The organism is Butyrivibrio sp. X503 (assembly GCF_003625475.1).
In the GTDB taxonomy this organism is placed as follows: Bacteria; Bacillota; Clostridia; order Lachnospirales; family Lachnospiraceae; genus Butyrivibrio.
Genome location: NZ_RAIQ01000005.1, coordinates 176,252 through 196,141, shown reverse-complemented (window position 1 = coordinate 196,141; position 19,890 = coordinate 176,252). Strand labels below are relative to the sequence as shown.

The following is a 19,890-nucleotide window of genomic DNA, read 5'->3' as shown; positions in this document are numbered from 1 at the left end:
TCGGTCACTTGTAACTTCTTAGTATATCCAGTCCCAGCAAAAGAGCCTTCTCATGCGAATCAAATCCGAAATCTCTGGAGTCGTACTCATGTACATTCGCAAGCGAATCCGCAGTAAAAAGAAATTGTCCGAACTTGGCGCCTCTTTTCCTGCAGCAGGCAGCGAGGGCGGAGCACTCCATCTCAACTACGGAGCAGCCTTCTTCCAAACGGTATTTCACCATGTCTTTTGTCTCTCTGAAAAATCCATCAGTGGTCCAAGTCGTACATGTCACGAACGGAAGCTTGTGCTCTTTGAAGCAGTTCTCGATCACGGCCACCGGTTCTTCATCGAGCTCGATATATCTTGAAGCCGGCAAGTACTGATAAGACGTACCTTCTGCTCTTAGCGCTTTTGTCGGCACGAGAAAAGCGTTCTCGGGAATGTCCGCAAGCACTCCGCACGAACCGACCGCAATCACTTTCTTGCATCCGCAGGTCACAAGAAAATCAAGCAGCGAAGTCGCCGCCGGCGCGCCTATCGTCGGCTGAACCAGGCATATATCCTCATCTTTTTCATGCAAAATATAAACATTCACGTTGTGCGAAACCGTGATGTATTCTTCAGCGATCTCCGCGCCATGCTCCTTGGCGTATTTATCAACCACCTCTCCGAGGAAGGCAAAAAGACACTTCTCCGGCAGCTTCAGTTCTTCGCTCCCGTGATTTGGTGTGATCACTTCCTTGGAGTGGTCGTCATATTCAAGTATCGGTATCTCATTTTTAATGATCATGCTGCTCCTCACTCACAAAGTATTTTTTATTTATAATAAATAGCGAAACAAAGTACCACATCATTGGACCAAGCAATAGCAGAAATGATATGAACTTTACAATACTGCCCCTAGCAGTGTTTGCGGCAACATATAACTCTCCCTCAGAAAAAGCATAATAATTTGTACCACGCTCCGTAATGCCATAAACCGTAACAGCATCGTCACTAATAGAAGTTTCATTCTTTATCATTATTCGATCACCATCAGGCAAATCCATCACTATACTATATGACGCGCCTTTTGCCCCTACCGGAAAACAATCCACTATGGTTGCTTCATATACAACAATATTTTCCTGATTTGCTTTTATCCATTCATCTCTTTTGTATATATGTAAAAAAAGCAGAATCACAATAAGAGGAATACATACACAATACATTATCAAGAGTCGTATATTTAATTGTTTAAATGTAATTTGATTCATAAACTTGTTCCCACCATCATCGCAACTTTACTCCCACTTCTTCCAAACATCGGGCTGGTAGCCGAGTGTTGCCTGCTTGCCGTTACGGACAACAGGGGTCTTGATTATCTGCTGATTTTCAAGGAGCTTCTCGAGTTTGTCTTCGTCGGCAATATACTGCATGAGTGCAACGGCGTCTTTGTCTTTTGCGTCGGTATTTATCATGTTCATGATGCCACCGTTTGCACTTGCAACTGATGTGAGTTCACCCTTGCTCATTCCTTTTTCTTTCATGTCTATAAATTGAAATTTGATACCGCGCTCCTTAAAGAATCGCTCTGCTTTCTTGGTGTCGTTACACTTTTTTGTTCCGAATATTTGTATATTCATACTCTTTCCTCACTTATAGTTTGTTCTATTATAACCTCTTCCCATGCAGGCGCAAAGGGCTACGTGGCTGATTTACACCGTTTTCCGATGCGTCGAACACGCGGAAGCGGCTTCTGGGCCATTTTGCGTGTACCCCATCGGATTCCTAGGCACGCGATTAACCGCTCAGCCCCATTTCGCGTGCACGCCCCCTCCCCCGCTCATATACTTCCTATAAAATATTGATTAAAAGTTCATAAACACACGCTATTTAGTTTGCTTTCGATGTAAAATTTAATATGAGCCCTCTCGCAGGGGCAAGCTCTTTTTCCCGAGAAAAAGAGACACGATAACAGTTCTTCCAATTTCATAAAAGCAATTCAGTCCATTTTTCTATCCAGTTCTTCACGGAGGTGTTTATGGCGGCGAAATCTAATGTTGGTAAGCAAAAAAAGCGCAGTGATATTAGTTTTAAAGACAGCATAAAGACCAGACTTATAGCGATAATGCTCATTGTAGTTATCGTTCCTCTTGCACTTGCGGTGCTTGTAAGCTATAAGACCGCGACAGGCAAAGCAAAGACAGATGCTTTGGATCTTCTCAATTCAGATTCCAAACTTGTTGAAAGTAAATTTGAAACACTCATACATCAGAACCTCGTTGCGCTCCAGACGTGCGCATCGGCACAGAGCACGATCGACTATGTTAAGACATGGGATCAGGAAGGTGCCGAGGAAAAGAGGGAGATCATCCTTCGTCAGATGGATGAGATCAATTCCAACATCAATGACGGAAACAAGAATGCGATTCTTTCGATTCCCAGCGGCGATCAGCTTATAAGAACCGACCGCAAGGATTCGACAAATATCTCGGACAGAGCTTATTTCCAGGAATGCTGGGCAACCAAGAGCGTTGCGGTTTCCGAGATCGTTATAAGTAAGGCTGCGGGAAACAGAATCGCCATTATCATCGTTCCCGTCTTCGACCCTTCAAACGGCGAAATGATCGGAACCTTGCAGCGAAGCTTCGACCTCAGCGTCCTTCATGGCTTCCTTGCAGATAACGTTAAAAACGGATACATCGTCGACAAAGCAGGTACAGTAGCAGCTCACTCCCAGTTCGAGATCACTCCCGAAGATGAGCCGATCGTTCACTCGGAAGAAGAATACATGAGTTCCTCCGAAATGAATGGAATATTCGAGAGCATGGAGGACGGAAAGCTAACCTACACGGCATGGGTAAAAGAGCCCGTTACAGGCTTCGTTGTAGCTGTTTCCGAAACCAATTACGAGATCATGTCCTCTGCAACCCGCTCCGCGCTCACTGTTGTTATCCTCGGAATCATCCTAGTAGCCATCGCAGTAGTAATCTCATTCCTCATAGCTAAGAGCTTCACAGAGCCTATCGCAGCCGTTAATAATTCCCTCGGCGCACTTGCTGACGGAAGATTTGTTAAGGTTGATAAATTTGATAAAAGAAAAGACGAATTCGGTGCCATTTCCAAGGCGACCAATTCTGTTATTGAAACTCTGAGTGATATTGTAAGTCATATAAAAGAATCAGCTGTCGGCGTAGGTAAGTCATCCGATGAGCTTTCAGATATGGCCAACCAGATTGCACAGACCGCGGAAGACGTATCCAACGCGGTTCAGGAGATCGCATCCGGTGCTACACAGCAGGCTGACGAGATCCAGAGCGCTACCGAAAACGTAAGTAAAATCGGCGACGCTGTCGGAAACGTTCAGACATCTACGGACGATCTGTCGGGACTTGCAGGCAAGATGAAAGAAGCTTCGGAAGTTTCAAGTAAATCGCTTACACTCCTCAAAGATTCTTCCGTTGAGATGACAGCCAAGATCGACGACATCGCCAATACCATTCAGGCTACTCAGGAAGCCGTTGACAATATCAGTGAAAAAGTTGAAGGAATCACTTCCATTGCAACTCAGACCAACCTCCTTTCTCTTAACGCTTCCATCGAGGCTGCGAGAGCCGGTGAAGCAGGAAAAGGATTTGCGGTTGTTGCTGAAGAGATCGGTAAACTTGCCGACGATTCCAAGGCTATGGCTGATGATATCATGAAAGAGATGAGTACGCTCCTCGAACAGAGTAAAGCCGCTGTTGCAGCAGCAGAAGACGTTAAGAACGGCAATAACGAGCAGCAGATAGCTATCGGCGAGACTCTCGAAGCCGTAAACGGAATGCTTGATGATATAGGAAGCACCGTAGGCGGTGTTCAGCTTATATCAGAGGGCGCTGACACATGCGCCACATCCAAGAATGCCGTTGTTGATACAATGAGCGCTCTTTCGGCGATATCCGAAGAAAATGCCGCTTCTTCGGAAGAAACCGGCGCTTCCATGCAGGAGCTCTCGGCTACGGTCACAACACTTGCAACCTCAGCCGACGGCCTGAAAGATATCGCTATACAGCTCAATGAAGAAATGAAATTCTTTAAATCATAACAGGGAACTGCATCTTAGCCAGTTCCTCATCAAGATTGGAATAGAACTTGGATATATGAAGCCCGTCTATAAGGGCATGGTTTACAAAGACAACGACAGGGATCGTTGTCTTTGTTTTTTCTACAATGTTGCCGCCTTCCATAACAAGATATTTCTCGGATTTATATTTGCCCCAAACAACATTGGGAACAGAGAAATCAGAGCTTGGATAAGGCATGGTTCCGCCTGTGAAATCCTGCCACGGAACAACGGAAGTATAAAGATGACTCTCAGACTCGCCCTCTTCTTCAAGATGCTCGTCGTGAAGTGCTTTTTCCTGTTTAACCTTGGCTTCCGCAAGATAATCCTCAAGCGGCTGATCCGTATTAACAAGACAATACCTGTAGGTTTCATCGGGAATCGCAACCGTATATGACGGGTTGCAATAATCATATTCGATTATGCCATCTCCCTTTATTCTCTGACGAAACTCGGGAACTGCATTGGCAGCCCTGCTTACCGCATATTGAAAGCAAAGAAAAAGAGGATACTTCGCCTTTTTAAGTCTGACGATCCAATCGGATATATCTACCTGCACCGTCATTGTAACGAACGGATAGACCATGCTCCTAAAGTGGTCAAAATGCTCTTTTCTTGCATATTTTGTCATATCAATAGTCTTGTAATTCATAATATCTCCTTTATCCAAGTCCAACATCGAGCGCCATCATCACTATAAATCCTATCGCAAAACACACCGTTCCGATGTTGGAGTGTTCGCCTTCCGACATCTCGGGAATAAGCTCCTCGACTACGACATAGATCATCGCGCCTGCCGCAAAGCTCAAAAGATACGGCATCGTCGGGATAAGTAATGACGAAGCTGCGATGATAAGAAGCGCTCCGATCGGTTCAACAATTCCGGAAAGTACGCCGTACAAAAAGGTTCTTCCCTTCGGAACTCCCTCTCCTAAAAGCGGCATTGATACAATCGCTCCCTCAGGAAAGTTCTGGATGGCTATACCGAGTGCAAGCGCCAGCGCCCCTGTAAAAGTTATCGCGCTATTTCCGCTCATCCATCCGGCGCATACAATACCAACCGCCATTCCTTCGGGAATATTATGAAGTGTAACGGCAAGCACGAGCTTGGTCGTTCTCTTAAGTCCGCTCTTTGGGCCTTCCTCCAATTTATCCAGATGCATATGCGGAATAACTATATCAAGCACCAAAAGAAACAGCATGCCCACGCCAAAGCCTATGCAGACCGGTATGAATCCCAGTCTTCCCATGTCCGCAGTCTGATCGAGCGCAGGAAGAATAAGGCTGAAAAAAGAAGCCGCAACCATCACCCCCGATGCAAATCCTGTAAGTGCTCGCTGCATCTTTTCCCCGATAGCTTTTTTAAAAAGAAATACCGTCGCCGCTCCGAGCGCAGTTCCCAAAAAAGGAATCAAAATAATCTGCCACATATATTTTTCACCTCACAAAAAAATGGTGGAAAGCTTTCGCCTCCCACCATATTTTATCATATCTAAAATGGGCCGTTAACTCCCATCAAGTGGGAGCGTTCCGTGCCTATCACGCTGCCTGAGCTTCCTTCTTATCAAAGTGCTTTCTGAGAATAAGGTGTCCCAAATAGATTCCTGCAAAAGAAAGAGCAAATACGAGAATTGTTGCTAAGATTCCCATCACTCCAGTTGTTGCAGCGATCATCTCGTCCATACGCTCGGGTGTCTGACCTCTTGCGATCCAATCAGCCTTGTAGCTCTCCATAAAGAAGATTGAAGGAATGATTGCTCCCAAAGCCTGTCCGATATGGAAGATTCCGGATGCAATTGCAACCTTCCAAACGGCCGGTTTGCTTTCTCTTGAAGCGATCCAGTCAGCTATAAACGCACCGATCATTGAAGTGATGATCCAAGGAATATAGCCTGCGCCCATAATGCTAAAGAGAATCATTATGATTGCCTGCATAAGAGTATACTGGAAAAATTTACCGATCTTACGACTGATAAAATAAAAAACAACCCCCGTAAAGAACCCGCATAATCCGGGACTGATAGCATGACCGAAAGGTCCGAAGACCATGCTCACGCTGCTTCCCACCATGTAGGCAACAAAGTAGATCGCCGTCAAAAGCGCCACCATTACCACATCCTTAATTTTCAACATTTTCATACGTTTTTATCCTCCTGCATTTCTTTAAAAATGTTATTTAAATCAGATAAGCCGTGCTCATCCAAAATAAAATCTTTTTCAATCACCCCGTCCTTGAGATATACAATCCTGTTCGCTATATGCCTGATGAATTCGTAGTCGTGCGATATCACAAGAACCCCCGCTTTGTCACGCAGCCTGTTTATCTCCTTTGAGACACTTAGCATCGAGTACACGTCAAGTCCGCTCGTAGGCTCATCAAAGATGATCAGGTCTCTGTCGCAGAGCATCGCCATTCCAATCTGAAGTCTCTGCTTCTGTCCACCGCTTAAGTCAAAAGGATGCTTGTACTTATATTTGGATAAACCCAGATACTCAAGACAATGATCTATCGCCGCGGAATCATTTTTAACAAGCTCAAGCTCGTTTTTTACGGACGTTCCAAACAGCTGATAATCGGGATCCTGCATGATAAAGAAAGGAAGTCCTTTCGTGTCGACTTTCCCGCTGTCAGGTTTGATGCTTCCGCAGAGCGCCTTTGCAATAGTGGTCTTTCCGGCGCCGTTGTCTCCGACAATAACGGTTATCTCGCCCTTATTGAGCTTAAGATTGACGTCATTCAAAATATCTTTGTACTTCACGTTTTCGAGACTTGCGACCACTTCCCCCGCATTTTCTTTTTCTCTAAAAGGAATATCAATAGAGAAAAGATCAAAGCTGCGAGTGTTGTAATCGCCGTTTTTGAATTCATCTTCGCTGTTGCAAAGATGTAGCTTTCCTTCGTCCATGAAAAGAACTTTGTCGATCATTCCGCCCAGATAGTAGAATCTGTGATCGGCGACAATTATCGTATAGCCTTTGTCGCGAAGTCTTTTTAATATGCGCCCCAGCTTCATGGCGTTGCCGTAATCAAGGTTCGCACTCGGTTCATCAAACAAAAGAACCTTCTGCTTCATCGTAACTGCGGATGCCAGCGCAATAAGCTGGCGCTCTCCGCTTGAAAGAGAAAAGATATTTCTGTCCATTAACTCATCGAGCCCGAATGTCTTTTTCAGACTCTCAAGTCTCTCCTGCATTTCCTCTTTGGTAAAGCCGTAGTTCTCCATCGGGAAAACAAGCTCGGCCGTCGTGTTATCGGTAAAAAACTGAGAGCGCGGATTCTGGAATACCGAACCTATCATCTGGTTGAGGCGGTACATCTTAAGATCCGAATACTTCTCTCCTTCAATTGACAAAAGACCTTTCAGCTCGCCTTCGGTAACCGCCGGAATAAGGCCGTTTAGGCACTTAAGAAGCGTTGATTTTCCGCTTCCACTGTTTCCGGTTAAAAGAACTATCTCTCCTTCGTCTATCTCAAAATTAACATCGCTTATGCCTTCGCTTGATTCCTCGTAGCTAAAGCATAAATTATCAGCTTTTATCACATTTTCTTTTTTTACATTTGTTTCCATACAAAGCCTCCGACAAGTCCCACAACAAATACAACAAGAACCGTCGCATCCGCAAAGGTGAATTTTTCTTCAAAGTAAGACGATCTTCTCAAAGGCGCATCTATTCCTTTTACAAGACCCGCGGCCGTTACTTCTTCCGCCAAAGCTGCGCATCTAAAGAGTTGCGGAACGATAAAATACTGGAAGCTTTTAACAGGTTTTTTCCAGGTAAATCCGATTCCTCTAAGTCTCATCGATTCCGTGATGTATGAGAATTCTCTTTTAAATGTGGGAATATACTTGATGGTAATAGTCACCGCCACCACCAGAACTCTTGGAACATGCATGGTCTCAAGCGCAGAAAGAAGCTGCGCGGAATTGTATTTGCTTACCAGAATTGATGCAAGTGCGATACACGGAACGCACTGAACGACCACTATGATAAATAATCCGATGTATTGTAAATCACCCATATACATAGTCAGTGTATAGAATCCCATCATAAGGGCGTATACAAGCCAAAATCCCAATAATCTCTTATATCTTCCCATCATGACCATAAGTACGGATGCAAATATCAGCAAAAACAATTGAAGGTATCTTCCGCTGATAAACATATACATGGTCGGTGCGATGATATTGACTAATATAAGAACAATGGGGTTAATATTTATTGCTTTCATTTTTTCATAACTTCCTCACTCTAAATAAATACCGCTGCTCAGTGCAGCTTGATCATATCGATCCTTTCGATGATCCCAAGATCCTCCAAAGTCTTGATCATTCGATAGACCGTAGCCGTTCCGATCGATCTGTCTTTGGACTTTACGATGCAGCAAATGTCCTTGCAGGATGCTCCGTCATTTTCCGCAATTACATCTGCCATAATCTCTCTTTGTTTGGTAACTCTGAATCCTCGTTCTCTCAGAACGCCGATTATCTGCTTTTTACTCATATGTCCCCTTTCAACCCGCAACAGTAAGTTGCTCTAATGAAGCGCCGTTTTCGTGTGCCATGCTGTAAACCTCCGTTACCCTTTTGTACCTGTCAAACGTTGCAAGCGCCGAATCCTTATCTGCGTAGACCTTCCAAAAGCCTGTGTACTGCACGCCTTTTCTGGAATCGTTCATGAATCCCACAACGTCTTTTACGGGATATCCAAGGAAAAGACCTATCTCATGAGGGAATTTCGAATCTTTCCTAAGATGCTTGGAAAGCTCCGCCACGCAAAGATCCGAATTGTTATATGAATATCCTTTTTCTTTCAGGACTTTGCAGACCTCTTTATCGGAAAAATCTCTTTTTAAAAAAGATGGTCTGTAAAGATATATAAGTACATGTCCGTTCCAGTACTTGATCGGGATCATGCGAAGGCCCTTGTCTGCGAGCCTAATATTAAATCCTCTGACTTCATGATTGAATAATTCTATGTCGTCACAATCAACAGTAAAAAGATTGCCTGTCTTGATTCCTGCCAAAGTCGGAGAGCATAACTTTATAAGCACTTGGTCTCCCACTGCAATTCCTCCCGTTTTAATGAATGCGGCAGCGTTAGCATATGCTAACCGACATCCAAAAATATAACCCGCTTTACATCGGGCCTTGATCACTCTGATAACCTTTTATGATAATAATTATCAGCTATCTGTATTGATTATTATGTTAGCATTTGCTAACTTATTTTTCAAGGGGATAACCTCTATTTTTTACTTAATTTCTAAGAAAGGACATAATAAGATGAGTAAAGTAAAAGTAATCTTTTGGACAGGAAGCGGAAATACTCAGGCAATGGCTGATGCTGTAGCAAACGGAATCAATGCTGCAGGCGGTGAGGCTGAGGTTCTTACATTTGACGCTATCAGCGTAGCAGACGCAGCAAAGGAGTCAGTTATCGCATTCGGATGCCCCGCTATGGGCGCTGAAGTTCTTGAAGAAGGAACAGTTGAGCCTTTCATGGCTGAGTACGAAGGTTTCGCAAGCGGCAAGAAGATCGCTCTCTTTGGTTCATACGGCTGGGGCGACGGTCAGTGGATGCGCGATTGGCAGGACAGACTTACAGCTGCAGGCGCTACTATCATCGGCGGTGAGGGCCTTATCGTAAACAGCGCTCCCGACGAAGACGGAATCTCCAAGTGCGAAGATCTCGGAAGACAGCTCGCACAGGCATAAAGTAACTTAACACGGGTGCCGGGATTTATTAATGACGCCCACATATTAACACGACATACACTACAACTTCCTCCGTATTCGGAAATAATACAAAAAAGACGTGAGCACAATTTAGCTCACGTCTTTTTGCGTAGATATGATTATTTCTTCACATGGAATGCATCCATCTGAGGATATACAGCGCTTGCGCCGAGCTGCTCTTCGATTCTAAGGAGCTGGTTGTACTTGGCAACACGCTCTGAACGGCTGGGTGCACCTGTCTTGATCTGACATGTGTTAAGCGCTACGGCAAGGTCTGCGATTGTTGTATCTGCAGTCTCACCTGAACGATGTGAAGAAATTGCTGTGTAACCTGCGTTGTGAGCCATCTTGATTGCCTCAAGAGTCTCTGATACGGAACCGATCTGATTGAGCTTGATAAGGATTGAGTTACCTGCTCCGAGAGAAATACCCTTGCTAAGACGCTCTGTATTTGTAACGAAAAGATCGTCACCTACAAGCTGAACCTTGTGACCGATCTTAGCTGTCATCTTCTGCCAGCCTTCCCAGTCTTCCTCATCAAGTCCGTCTTCGATAGAGATGATGGGATACTTATCTACGAGGCTCTCCCAGTGAGCGATAAGCTCATCTGATGTGAACTCTTTTCCTGACTTGGGCTGCTTGTAGAAGCCTTTTCCTTTTTCGCTCTTCCACTCTGATGAAGCAGCGTCCATAGCGATCATGAAATCTTTTCCGGGCTCAAAGCCTGCTGCCTTGATAGCCTCAAGGATCTTCTCGATCGCATCCTCGTCGCTCTTAAGCTGGTTGGGAGCAAAACCACCCTCGTCACCAACTGCTGTTACGTCGCCCATGTCTTTGATGAGTTTCTTGAGGTTGTGGAAGACCTCAGCGCACCAACGAAGTGCCTCTTTGAATGAAGGTGCTCCGACGGGCATGATCATGAATTCCTGTGTATCAACGGCGCTGTCAGCGTGTGCTCCGCCGTTGAGAATATTCATCATAGGAACGGGAAGTCTGTTTCCGGATACGCCGCCAAGGAATCTGTAAAGCGGGATTCCAAGTGACTTAGCTGCTGCTCTTGCAGTTGCAATTGAAACCGCAAGGATTGCATTTGCGCCGAGCTTAGACTTATCTTTTGTTCCGTCAGCTTTGATCATGGCTGCGTCTACTGCATATGTATCAGATGCATCGATACCTTTGATAACATCGTTTATTACGTTGTTGATATTGTCTACGGCCTTTGTAACGCCCTTTCCAAGGTAGCGTGACTTGTCGCCGTCTCTAAGCTCAAGTGCCTCGAACTCACCTGTTGATGCTCCGCTGGGAGCTGTTCCTGTTGCTACTGTTCCGTCAGCAAGAATAACTTCCGCCTCAACGGTAGGATTTCCTCTTGAATCAAGGATTTCTCTTCCTATTACTTTTTCAATTGCAAGCTTTCCCATATTTGCTTACTCCTTTCAATCTAAAAAACGCCAATTGTTAGCTTCCGCTAACTAAATCATTCTATTATAGCCGTTTTTTCATGTCAACGAATCAGGCTTCACTTTGTGTCTTAATGAAAAAGATTCTCAAAAAGATTAAAACGCTTCTTTCAGAACTTCCTTAAGCGTATCCGCTGACGCCTTAAGCGCTTTATTTTCCTCGTCGCTCAGTCTGATTGGAACCGCACCCTCAACGCCGCTTCTTCCTACGATCGCGGGCATGCTAAGTGCAATGTCTTCTATTCCGAACTCGCCGTGCTGAATACTTGATACGGGAAGGATTGATTTCTCATCTCTGATGATAGCTTCGCAGATGCGCCTTACACTCATTGCTATTCCGTAATATGTCGCACCCTTTTTCTCTATGATCTTGTACGCACTGTTCTTAACGTTTTCTGCGATCTCCTTCATCGATTTCTCATGCTCGAAATGTCCTCTCATCTCGCAGAAATCATTGAGCGGGATTCCGGATACGTTGGCACTGCTCCACGCCGCGATCTCGCTGTCTCCGTGCTCGCCTATGATGCAGGCATGAACGGATCTGCTGTCGATGCTAAGGTGCTGTCCGAGAAGATATTTAAGTCTCGCGGTGTCAAGAACTGTACCCGAGCCGAATACTCTGTTTTCGGGGAATCCGCTCAGCTTCGCTGCCGCATACGTAAGTATATCCACCGGATTTGCAACTATAAGAAGGATTCCTTCCCTGTTATATCTTGCTATTTCAGGGATTATGGACTTGAAGATCCCGATATTCTTTTTTACAAGATCAAGTCTTGTCTCGCCCGGCTTCTGACCTGCGCCCGCAGTCACGACAATAACTGCCGCATCGGCGACATCTTTATAATCACCAGCATATATTTGCATGGGCTTTGCAAAAGGAAGGCCGTGACTTATATCAAGTGCCTCGCCTTCTGCTTTTTCTTTATTCACATCAATCAGCACCATTTCAGAAAACAAGCCGCTTTCCATAAGTGCAAATGCTGATGCCGATCCGACAAATCCACAACCTACTACCGCTACTTTTCTTTCTTTTAAAGCTGCCATGATGTGCCTCCTTGTTTTTTAATTAATTATACCCCACTTTATTTAAACAATAAAAAAGCTCTGCGCATGCAGAGCATTTTTCTCAATAAGAAGTTATGTTTGTCCGTTGAGTATATTTTGCGGATCACCGATCCCGTCTCCAAGAGTCATTTTCTTGTACTGCAAGTACCTCATCCAGGCTGAGATCCCCGCCATGGCCCACACGATTCCGACGGACCACCAGATGCCCCAAAGTCCGATCGAGCCGATTCCCGTAAGGGGTATGGGTACTATGAATCTTCCGATGACTTCGACGATTCCGTTTATCAGCGCAAATACAGAATCTCCCAGGCCATTAAGCACGCCTCTTACAATGTAGATCGTTCCGAGCATGATATAGAAGATGCTGGTTATCTGCAGTGCTCTTGCGCCCATATTTATAACGGCTGAATCTGCGACAAAAATTCTTATTATATATTTTCCGAACAGCTGCATTACAGGCAGCATTGCAACAGAAAAGATTGCCATCATCATTACGCACTTCTTAAATCCGACCGTGATTCGATCGTACTTACGCGCGCCGTAGTTCTGGCCTGTAAAAGTAGCAAGTGCCGCGCTGAGTGTCTGATAAGGAAGGTGAATTATCTGCTCAATTCTGCTGGTTGCTGTAAATGCCGCTACGGCAACAGGTCCGAAGGAATTAACCACTCTCTGAAGCGCCATGCAAGAGATCGCGATCATTGAGAACTGCAGTGAAAGCGGGATTCCGAGTTTTAATACTTTAATAACAATGTGAGATCTATACACAAGATCTTTTCCCTCAAGATGGAAATATTCATTCCTTTTTATTGCATATATAAGGCAGCCTATTCCGGAAGCAAACTGCGCTACCACTGTCGCTACGCCTGCACCGACAACGCCCATATGGAAGCCGCACACAAGCAGCACGTCCATTGATGCATTTAGTATGCAGGAAAAGATAAGGAAATAAAGCGGAGTCTTGGAGTCTCCGAGCGCACGCAGCATGGATGATGCGTAGTTATAAAGCGATACAAAAACAAGACCGACGCACATGATCTTAAGGTACGCCGCGGAATCCGCCATGATATCCGCCGGTGTCTCAAGAAGTCTTAGTATTTTTCCGGACAAAAGAAATGCGATAATGCCTACGATCGTCGGGAATACCATCATTATGTATCCGGTATTCGAGATGCAGCTTTTTACCTCATCGTCATCGCCTTTTCCGAAAAACTGCGAAGTGATGATGCCTCCGCCGTTTCCGATTCCGTTGCAGAGCGCAAAGAAAAGAAAGGTCACGGAGCCTGTCGCACCAACCGCACCAAGCGCTTTCGCGCCGACAAATTGGCCTACGATGATCGCATCCACCAGATTGTAAAGCTGCTGGAATAAATTACCGATGAGCATTGGAATGGAAAACTGTATTATCAGCTTGACCGGATTTCCTTCGGTCATGTTGATCACTGCGGATTTATGCGTTTTATTACTCATTTTAAAGTTACTACCTCTTCATTGTCGTCAACGAACTGTTTTTCAACTTCGACGCCGTCGCAGCCGATATTGTAGTCACCCTTAAATGCATTCACGATAGCATAACCGTTTTCATCGGTTGTGACTGTCTCGTCCGTCCACCATTCTTCTTTTACAAGCTTTTTGAGCATCTCAAATGAAGGCTTCTTGGAATTATCTAGTCTGATATATCCGCTCGGAGCCTTGAGCCATGCGCCGTCTCTGTAATCCCATGTGGTCACGGCTTCAACAAGAGGATGTGAAAAGAGAATTCTATACATCTCCTCTATTTCTTTTGCCTGTCTTTCTTCTCCCTCGGGAGTCGAAGGCCATTCGTCAACCTGCCAGTCGTTCAGATCGACTATGTGCGCCGGCATGATATCGCCCGAGATCAAAGTGTTCTCCGTAAAATGAATCGGAAGTCCGAAATGGGAGTATCTCTCAAGGACCTCCTCCAATTTCTCTTTTCCCCAGTATCCCTGATGCTGATGGGACTGGATTCCGATGGCGCTTATCGGAACTCCGGCGTTGAGACAGCCGTCGATAAGTATCTCGTAGCTTGTTGAAGTATTGAAATCATTGAGCAAAAGAACTGCATCGGGATTGTCGGCATGAGCTCTTTTAAAAACCTCTTTTATCAGGCCGACTCTGCCTTTTTCCTTGCAGATCCTTGTGATCGCATTGTCGTATTTATCGAAAATAGGCATGATCACGACTTCGTTGATAACATCCCACATATCGATAACGCCCTTGAAGCCGACAACCTCTCTGTCTATTCTCTCAAGCTGCTTTTGCATGATCGTAGCATTATCGTACTTCATGAGCCAGTCCGCGCAGGCTGTATGCCAGCAAAGCGGATGCCCTTTGACCTTGGCGCCCTTACTCTGAAGATACTTGGCCGCCTTCATAAGCGCGTCCTTATTGGGCTTGCCTTCCTCAGTCTCATATTGTCCCCAGTAAAAAGGCAGCGTGCCGTAGTTAAAAATCTCCAGCCAGCTGTCCGTTATCTGCTTGTATTCATCTTCTTCCTTAAGTACGTATGGAATAAAATCGAAGGCTCCGCAACCAAACAAAAACTTGTGGTTCGTCTGCCTGATGCCTATATCCTTGTTGGAAAGCGGATTGCCCTGTGCATCCACGAATCGTATCCGCTTGTTGACTTTTCTGTGTGCTATACTCATAATTCCACCTCTTGCTTATATTAATTTGCCCCGTTTAAGAATTATGATAAGCGCACCTTGTATCTCCAGCCTCTTATATTTCGATTTTTCAGTTGTCATTTTTTGTTGTATCCATACCGCTCGTTGTATCATTCCCCTCCAAAAAAATGCCATGCATCCTCGGCAAGTCGATTTGCTCCTCCCAGCGCCTCGAAAATGAGCGTGATATCGTTTATCGACACGCAAATCAGCTATTTTTGCAAAAATACATGCCTCGAAACCATAGAAAAAGCATGCGCTTTTATGAAAAACCTCAAAGCGCATGCTTACACACCTCTGTTGATACCCAAATTTCAATTGTAATACCGATAAAATCGCCAAATCAGGCATGCAAATTTGAAGAAAATCGTATTTCGCATGCCCAAAGTTGCAAAATCCAGAGAAAGAATTGTTTTACAAATTATCCATCTCTACCTATTTCGCGATATCCAACGATAGCTGTCACTACATCTTCCTTTTTTACAATTGCTACCTTCTTCTTTTCAGATATTAGTTCCTGCGACAAAAGCATCACATTTTCAGGATAATCTGAACCTTCATCATATCCTATCACTGTATAGCCATCTATTTCATTCAATGCGTTCGAAGCACTCTTCAAAAAAATCTTTTTTACATTATCTAATCCCAAATCTTTTTTAGGCAAAAAAGAATACATATCGGTTATATCATACTTTTCCATAATCCTTTATACTTCCTCGCAAATATACATTCTTCTATCTCTCATCCACGCCAGGGCTTCTTTCTCGGTCGTAAAGCCCGCTCCCACTGCGGCATTAAACGCCTCGAGGTCGGTGATCTTCGCCATGATCACGGGATTGTCGGGGAGGACTTCGCCTTTGTCGAGCGCGCGAAGCTCGTCTTCCCTATTCATTCTGCGGATATAATCGTCGTCTCTGACGCAGTAGATATCGTAGTTTTTCTTGATCTCTTCGTAGTCGGCGATTCTATTCATGGTAAAATCGCACACTTTTTCAAAGCCCATCCAGGAATAGATGGACTCGTCCACAGGCAAAAGAAATACGAATGGAATGTGCTCTTTTTTTAGAAGCTCGAAAGTCTTTTCAAACACCCGCGTCATCTGTCTCTCGCGGCGCCTGCTTTCTTTGGTCGCAACGGCAACGACGTAGTAAGACGGAACAAGCTCTCCGCATAGATTCACCGTATACGGATTAAGGTGAAGCATCGAAATAACTTCACCGTTTTCCTCGCTCACGATCATCCTGTTGTCACTGCATTTGTCTTCATAGTAGTAATCGACAAATTCCTTCGGATCGTCAAAAGACTCTTCGTAGAGCGCTCTCGTATTCTCTTTTTCCAAAATATCCTTTTGCGAATACTCTTTTATCATATGCTCTTCTCACAAACCCTGTATTTTCTGGCGTATCCGATCGGGTTGTAGCTCTCCTTGGCCTGCCTTAGACCCTCAAGTCCCATGTCGTCTTCTCTGTTTACAAGCTCTGCTTCTTCAAAGGAATTTATAAGAAATTGCTGATTGATGACCTGGTAAATTCCGGGAATGGCGGAATTGCCTTTCTCCACGCTGATAACCGCCATTTTTTCCCTGCTGTTATATGAGCCGATGGAAAATGCTTCAAGTGTTTCATCAATGAAGATACCGCCTACTCTGAACGTAACTTTATCGCAGTTTCTAAGGATATCTATGATACCGTCTTTTTCCACAAAAAGCATATCTTCGCTATCCGCACCTTCTGCAACTCTGTTATCGACCCATTTTTTCATGAACTCTTCAAGGAAATACTCATCGACGCAGCACATGGTCTTGTATTCCCATCTGCCCTCGTATTCTTTCATGAATTTATTTACGAGATTTCTCTTTTTCTGGAACTTCTTTCCCGCAAGGGTCCTTAGCTCCTCGGCATCGTAGAGATAGTCCTTTAGATCGGTCTCTTCCTCAATGATATATTCGGAGTTCTCAAACAATCCCAAAGCTTTCAGCGCATCCTCATCCGCAAGGTCGATCCTAAGTGGACTCTTTAATTCCTCGTGGAAATATTGCCTTAAAAGCTCGAAATACTTTGGAAGATCCTCTTCGCTGCAGTAGGGCATCGCCGCAAAATAGCCCTTCTCATCCTTCATAAGAATGAGCGCAGCGCCCTCCTCATAATAAACTTCCGTATTATACAGACCTTTCCAGATATACGTATCAAGCACCGTGCTGTCGCAGGTCTTGTTGTTTCTTAACGCATATATCTTGGAAAGCTCCGCAGCTTCTTCAAAATTCGGTTTATGAAATGTAAGTTTTTTATCCATAATTAGACTCCAAACTAACGAATGAACATTATATTAGATTGTACACAATCAATTTAGTCCGCATTTCATCTTTTGTCAAATTAAAAAAATATGAACCATTACACCCGTCCTTTGGTACCATCCTTGGCATATTCGGTATATGACATGCCGGTGTGCCTTTTGAAGCATTTCCCAAAATAACTTACATCGGGAATTCCAACCGCCTCGGCAGCCATGTACATAAGTTCTCCTTTAAGAGCCATCTCCATTGCTCTTTCCATTCGATACGAGGTCAGGCTATCGACAAAGGTCTCTCCTGTGACTTCTTTAAACTTTCTACTGAAATATCCACTGCTGAACCCAAAGTGCTTTGCGGCATATGACATGCTAAGCTCAGGATTGGCATAGTTCTTTTTCATATAGGCCACATAGCGGTTGATGTTGTATTCGGAAGGCGAAGACTCCTTACTTTCATTGATTCTTTTTCTTCCTCTGTTTATCGAATCTGCGACCGTCTCATTCAGCTTATTTTCTGATATCGGTTTTAAAAGATAATGCTCAACACCAAGCTCAATACACTGTCTCGCATACTCAAAATCAGAATACGCGGAAATAACGATAACGCTTATATTTTCATAGATCTCTCGAAGGTACTTGATGAAGGTAAGTCCATCCATAAAGGGCATTCTGATGTCGACAAGGATTATGTCCGGCATCAGATCGTCGAGCAATTGTATTGCTTCTATACCGCTCTTTGCTTCACCTACAAATTCTGCATCAAGCTCATCCCACTTAATAAGTTTTTTTATCAGATTTCTTATGGCCTTTTCATCATCGACTATCATTATTCTATGCATGACGATTCCCTCATGTATCAACATTTATCATACGGAAGAAGTAAGGTTATCTTAAAGAACTCTCCTTTAACTGACTCGATCCTGTAAAGGTTTTCGCTCTTGTACAGGTAACTCAATCTTTGAAGGGTCTTATACAAGCCAAAGCCACCGGTGTCTGTGTGTATCACCTTTTCTATCTCTTCTTCCGTCATTCCGATTCCGGAATCATAAATGGTAAGTGCAAGATTATTATCTTCAAAATCCGCAGTTATCCTGATAACTCCTTTTTCATCCTTTTTGCGAAGCCCATGATATAAAGAATTTTCGACAAGCGGCTGCAGTATCAGCTTAGGTATATGAATATTCAGGACTCTGGGATTTATATCATAGTAGTCTTCAAACAAGTCATCATAACGCAGTTTCTGAAGCTTCAAATAGTTCTGTATCATTTCCAGTTCAAGCTCTACCGTAGTCATTTCTTCGCCGCTGTTTAAGAATATCCTGTAAAAATCTCCGAGACTAACTATCGCTTCATATACTTCTTTCCTGTCACTTTCCAATGACATATAGCCCAAGGTTTCCAGTGTGTTATAAAGGAAATGCGGATTTATCTGCTCTACCAGAACATCCAATCTGCTCTGTGCAAGAACCTTCTCCTGCTCAACCAGTTCAAGGATAAGATCATTGATCTTTATGATCATGTTGTTATAGCTGTCTTTTAAAATATTGATCTCATCGACCTGAGTTGTAAGTCCTGCCCGATGCATGTATCCGTCTTTTACCTTATCCATTGTCTCGGAAAGCTTCTCAAGCGGCCTTATCACTATGATCCTCATATACATATTCATAGCATACATAAATACCACCGCCAGGATGAGCAGGATAACAAGTAGCCATATTATTTCCCTCTGCATCTGCGACACAACGGATATTGCCATTTTCTTTATGAGAAACAGATCGGAATTGGCAATGCTTGCCGTAGCTGTAGAATATTTATCAAGAGCATGAACGTTCCCGTCATCATTCCCCTCAACAAGCTCACTCAGATGCTCACCTATAAACTGCTTACTGAATTCTTCTCCGAAGAAAACATTTCCGTTACTGTCAAACAGTGCCAGATCCTCACTGTCTCCGACAGCACTTTCCAAAAGACTGAGCGGACAATTAATCGCTATCACTCCTATCGGCCGCAATGTTTCAAGATCATTGATGGCACGGATAAAAGTAAAGAATTCGCGGTCTTTTCGGATAAATAATCCGTTTTTGTCTGTAAGCACGCGATATCCTCCGCCCAGTGACGTAATATCTTTTATCCAATCAGTGTTTTTTACCTTATCTCTGTCAACTCTCACATGCCCGAATGATGTATTGATATTTACGTATTCACCGTTTGTTTTAAACACGTAGACCGAATCGATCTTGTCATAGTAATTGGTGCACAGATACATATATCTTATGGCTTCCTTGGTATGCGCGTAATGCGATGAATTATTATCCGTAAGGTATGCCGTTATCTCATCCGAAAACATTATTATCTTACTTAGGGAACTTAGATTTTCAAAGACCTTCTCACAGCTTATCTTTGCAGTCTCGAGTGCATCCTCGTTGACGCTTCTGTAATACGGGATAAGCCTGTGCTGAAGAACAATGCAAAAGAAAAGCATAGATACCCCGAGGTAACCCGTAAGCATAAGCGCAAGCATTATACGCATGTGCTTTTTTAAATTACCTTTAAAGAGTATTCTATGCTTTAAATTTTTGAACATA

21 protein-coding genes are annotated in these 19,890 nt (G+C 44.0%); 2 read left to right on the top strand and 19 right to left on the bottom strand.

What is annotated here, in order from left to right; translation table 11 throughout:
- Positions 1 to 4 precede the first annotated feature (4 nt).
- From D6853_RS11045 to D6853_RS11035, 3 genes are read right to left on the bottom strand one after another with little or no spacing between them, the layout of a single operon-like run.
- Positions 5 to 772, bottom strand: coding sequence for a nucleoside phosphorylase (locus D6853_RS11045; protein ID WP_120658065.1), 768 nt, complete (start codon positions 770 to 772; stop codon positions 5 to 7).
- The gene (locus D6853_RS11040; protein ID WP_120658064.1) at positions 762 to 1,238 is read right to left on the bottom strand and encodes a hypothetical protein; all 477 of its coding nucleotides are present in this window, start codon (positions 1,236 to 1,238) and stop codon (positions 762 to 764) included. The genes D6853_RS11045 and D6853_RS11040 overlap by 11 nt, the downstream gene beginning before the upstream one ends.
- A 27-nt stretch (positions 1,239 to 1,265) precedes the next feature.
- Positions 1,266 to 1,607, bottom strand: a complete 342-nt coding sequence (locus D6853_RS11035; protein WP_120658063.1) for an arsenate reductase family protein — start codon at positions 1,605 to 1,607, stop codon at positions 1,266 to 1,268.
- A gap of 398 nt (positions 1,608 to 2,005) precedes the next feature.
- On the opposite strand from D6853_RS11035, the gene D6853_RS11030 reads away from it, so the two are divergent.
- A complete protein-coding gene (locus D6853_RS11030; protein ID WP_120658062.1) occupies positions 2,006 to 4,051 on the top strand; it encodes a methyl-accepting chemotaxis protein in 2,046 nt (681 codons plus the stop codon).
- On the opposite strand, the gene D6853_RS11025 is transcribed toward D6853_RS11030, so the two are convergent.
- The 7 genes from D6853_RS11025 to D6853_RS10995 form a co-directional block, all read right to left on the bottom strand.
- Positions 4,041 to 4,721 (bottom strand): CatA-like O-acetyltransferase, encoded by a 681-nt coding sequence (locus D6853_RS11025; protein ID WP_158588737.1) that lies wholly within the window; start codon positions 4,719 to 4,721, stop codon positions 4,041 to 4,043. The two genes, D6853_RS11030 and D6853_RS11025, sit on opposite strands and share 11 nt — an antisense overlap.
- Before the next feature lie 10 nt (positions 4,722 to 4,731).
- Entirely contained in the window at positions 4,732 to 5,499 is a 768-nt protein-coding gene (locus D6853_RS11020) for a ZIP family metal transporter (RefSeq protein ID WP_120658060.1), read from the bottom strand.
- A 109-nt stretch (positions 5,500 to 5,608) separates the two neighbouring features.
- Entirely contained in the window at positions 5,609 to 6,208 is a 600-nt protein-coding gene (locus D6853_RS11015) for an MptD family putative ECF transporter S component (protein ID WP_120658059.1), read from the bottom strand.
- Positions 6,205 to 7,638, bottom strand: coding sequence for an ABC transporter ATP-binding protein (locus D6853_RS11010; RefSeq protein WP_120658058.1), 1,434 nt, complete (start codon positions 7,636 to 7,638; stop codon positions 6,205 to 6,207). Before D6853_RS11010 ends, D6853_RS11015 begins: the two co-directional genes overlap by 4 nt.
- Entirely contained in the window at positions 7,623 to 8,300 is a 678-nt protein-coding gene (locus D6853_RS11005) for an energy-coupling factor transporter transmembrane component T (protein ID WP_120658057.1), read from the bottom strand. The genes D6853_RS11010 and D6853_RS11005 overlap by 16 nt, the downstream gene beginning before the upstream one ends.
- A 38-nt stretch (positions 8,301 to 8,338) precedes the next feature.
- Positions 8,339 to 8,572: a Fur family transcriptional regulator gene (locus D6853_RS11000; RefSeq protein ID WP_092248090.1), complete on the bottom strand. Its 234-nt coding sequence runs from the start codon at positions 8,570 to 8,572 to the stop codon at positions 8,339 to 8,341.
- A 10-nt stretch (positions 8,573 to 8,582) separates the two neighbouring features.
- Complete coding sequence (locus D6853_RS10995) at positions 8,583 to 9,134, bottom strand: DUF3793 family protein (RefSeq protein ID WP_158588736.1); 552 nt, start codon at positions 9,132 to 9,134, stop codon at positions 8,583 to 8,585.
- Positions 9,135 to 9,354: 220 nt separating this feature from the next.
- Between D6853_RS10995 and D6853_RS10990 the strand changes: the two genes are divergently transcribed.
- Entirely contained in the window at positions 9,355 to 9,786 is a 432-nt protein-coding gene (locus tag D6853_RS10990; protein WP_092248084.1) for a flavodoxin, read from the top strand.
- 140 nt (positions 9,787 to 9,926) lie between these two features.
- Here the strand turns inward: D6853_RS10990 and eno are convergent, their stop codons facing one another.
- The 9 genes from eno to D6853_RS10940 all read right to left on the bottom strand — a co-directional run bounded on the left by eno (position 9,927) and on the right by D6853_RS10940 (position 19,889).
- Positions 9,927 to 11,228, bottom strand: a complete 1,302-nt coding sequence (gene eno / locus D6853_RS10985; RefSeq protein ID WP_120658055.1) for a phosphopyruvate hydratase — start codon at positions 11,226 to 11,228, stop codon at positions 9,927 to 9,929.
- Positions 11,229 to 11,363: 135 nt separating this feature from the next.
- Complete coding sequence (locus tag D6853_RS10980) at positions 11,364 to 12,311, bottom strand: L-lactate dehydrogenase (RefSeq protein WP_120658054.1); 948 nt, start codon at positions 12,309 to 12,311, stop codon at positions 11,364 to 11,366.
- Between the two features lie 93 nt (positions 12,312 to 12,404).
- On the bottom strand, positions 12,405 to 13,799 hold the full coding sequence (locus D6853_RS10975) for an MATE family efflux transporter (protein WP_120658053.1): 1,395 nt from the start codon (positions 13,797 to 13,799) through the stop codon (positions 12,405 to 12,407).
- Positions 13,796 to 14,998, bottom strand: coding sequence for an endo-1,4-beta-xylanase (locus tag D6853_RS10970; protein WP_120658052.1), 1,203 nt, complete (start codon positions 14,996 to 14,998; stop codon positions 13,796 to 13,798). Before D6853_RS10970 ends, D6853_RS10975 begins: the two co-directional genes overlap by 4 nt.
- Before the next feature lie 439 nt (positions 14,999 to 15,437).
- Positions 15,438 to 15,716, bottom strand: a complete 279-nt coding sequence (locus tag D6853_RS10960) for a hypothetical protein (protein ID WP_120658050.1) — start codon at positions 15,714 to 15,716, stop codon at positions 15,438 to 15,440.
- A gap of 6 nt (positions 15,717 to 15,722) precedes the next feature.
- The gene (locus tag D6853_RS10955) at positions 15,723 to 16,385 is read right to left on the bottom strand and encodes a GNAT family N-acetyltransferase (RefSeq protein WP_120658049.1); all 663 of its coding nucleotides are present in this window, start codon (positions 16,383 to 16,385) and stop codon (positions 15,723 to 15,725) included.
- Positions 16,382 to 17,308 carry a DUF2156 domain-containing protein gene (locus tag D6853_RS10950; RefSeq protein ID WP_120658048.1) on the bottom strand — a complete coding sequence of 309 codons (927 nt, stop codon included), beginning with the start codon at positions 17,306 to 17,308 and terminating at the stop codon, positions 16,382 to 16,384. Before D6853_RS10950 ends, D6853_RS10955 begins: the two co-directional genes overlap by 4 nt.
- A 98-nt stretch (positions 17,309 to 17,406) precedes the next feature.
- The gene (locus D6853_RS10945; protein ID WP_243108341.1) at positions 17,407 to 18,144 is read right to left on the bottom strand and encodes a response regulator transcription factor; all 738 of its coding nucleotides are present in this window, start codon (positions 18,142 to 18,144) and stop codon (positions 17,407 to 17,409) included.
- Positions 18,145 to 18,161: 17 nt separating this feature from the next.
- Entirely contained in the window at positions 18,162 to 19,889 is a 1,728-nt protein-coding gene (locus tag D6853_RS10940; protein ID WP_120658047.1) for a sensor histidine kinase, read from the bottom strand.
- Between the last annotated feature and the right edge of the window lies 1 nt (position 19,890).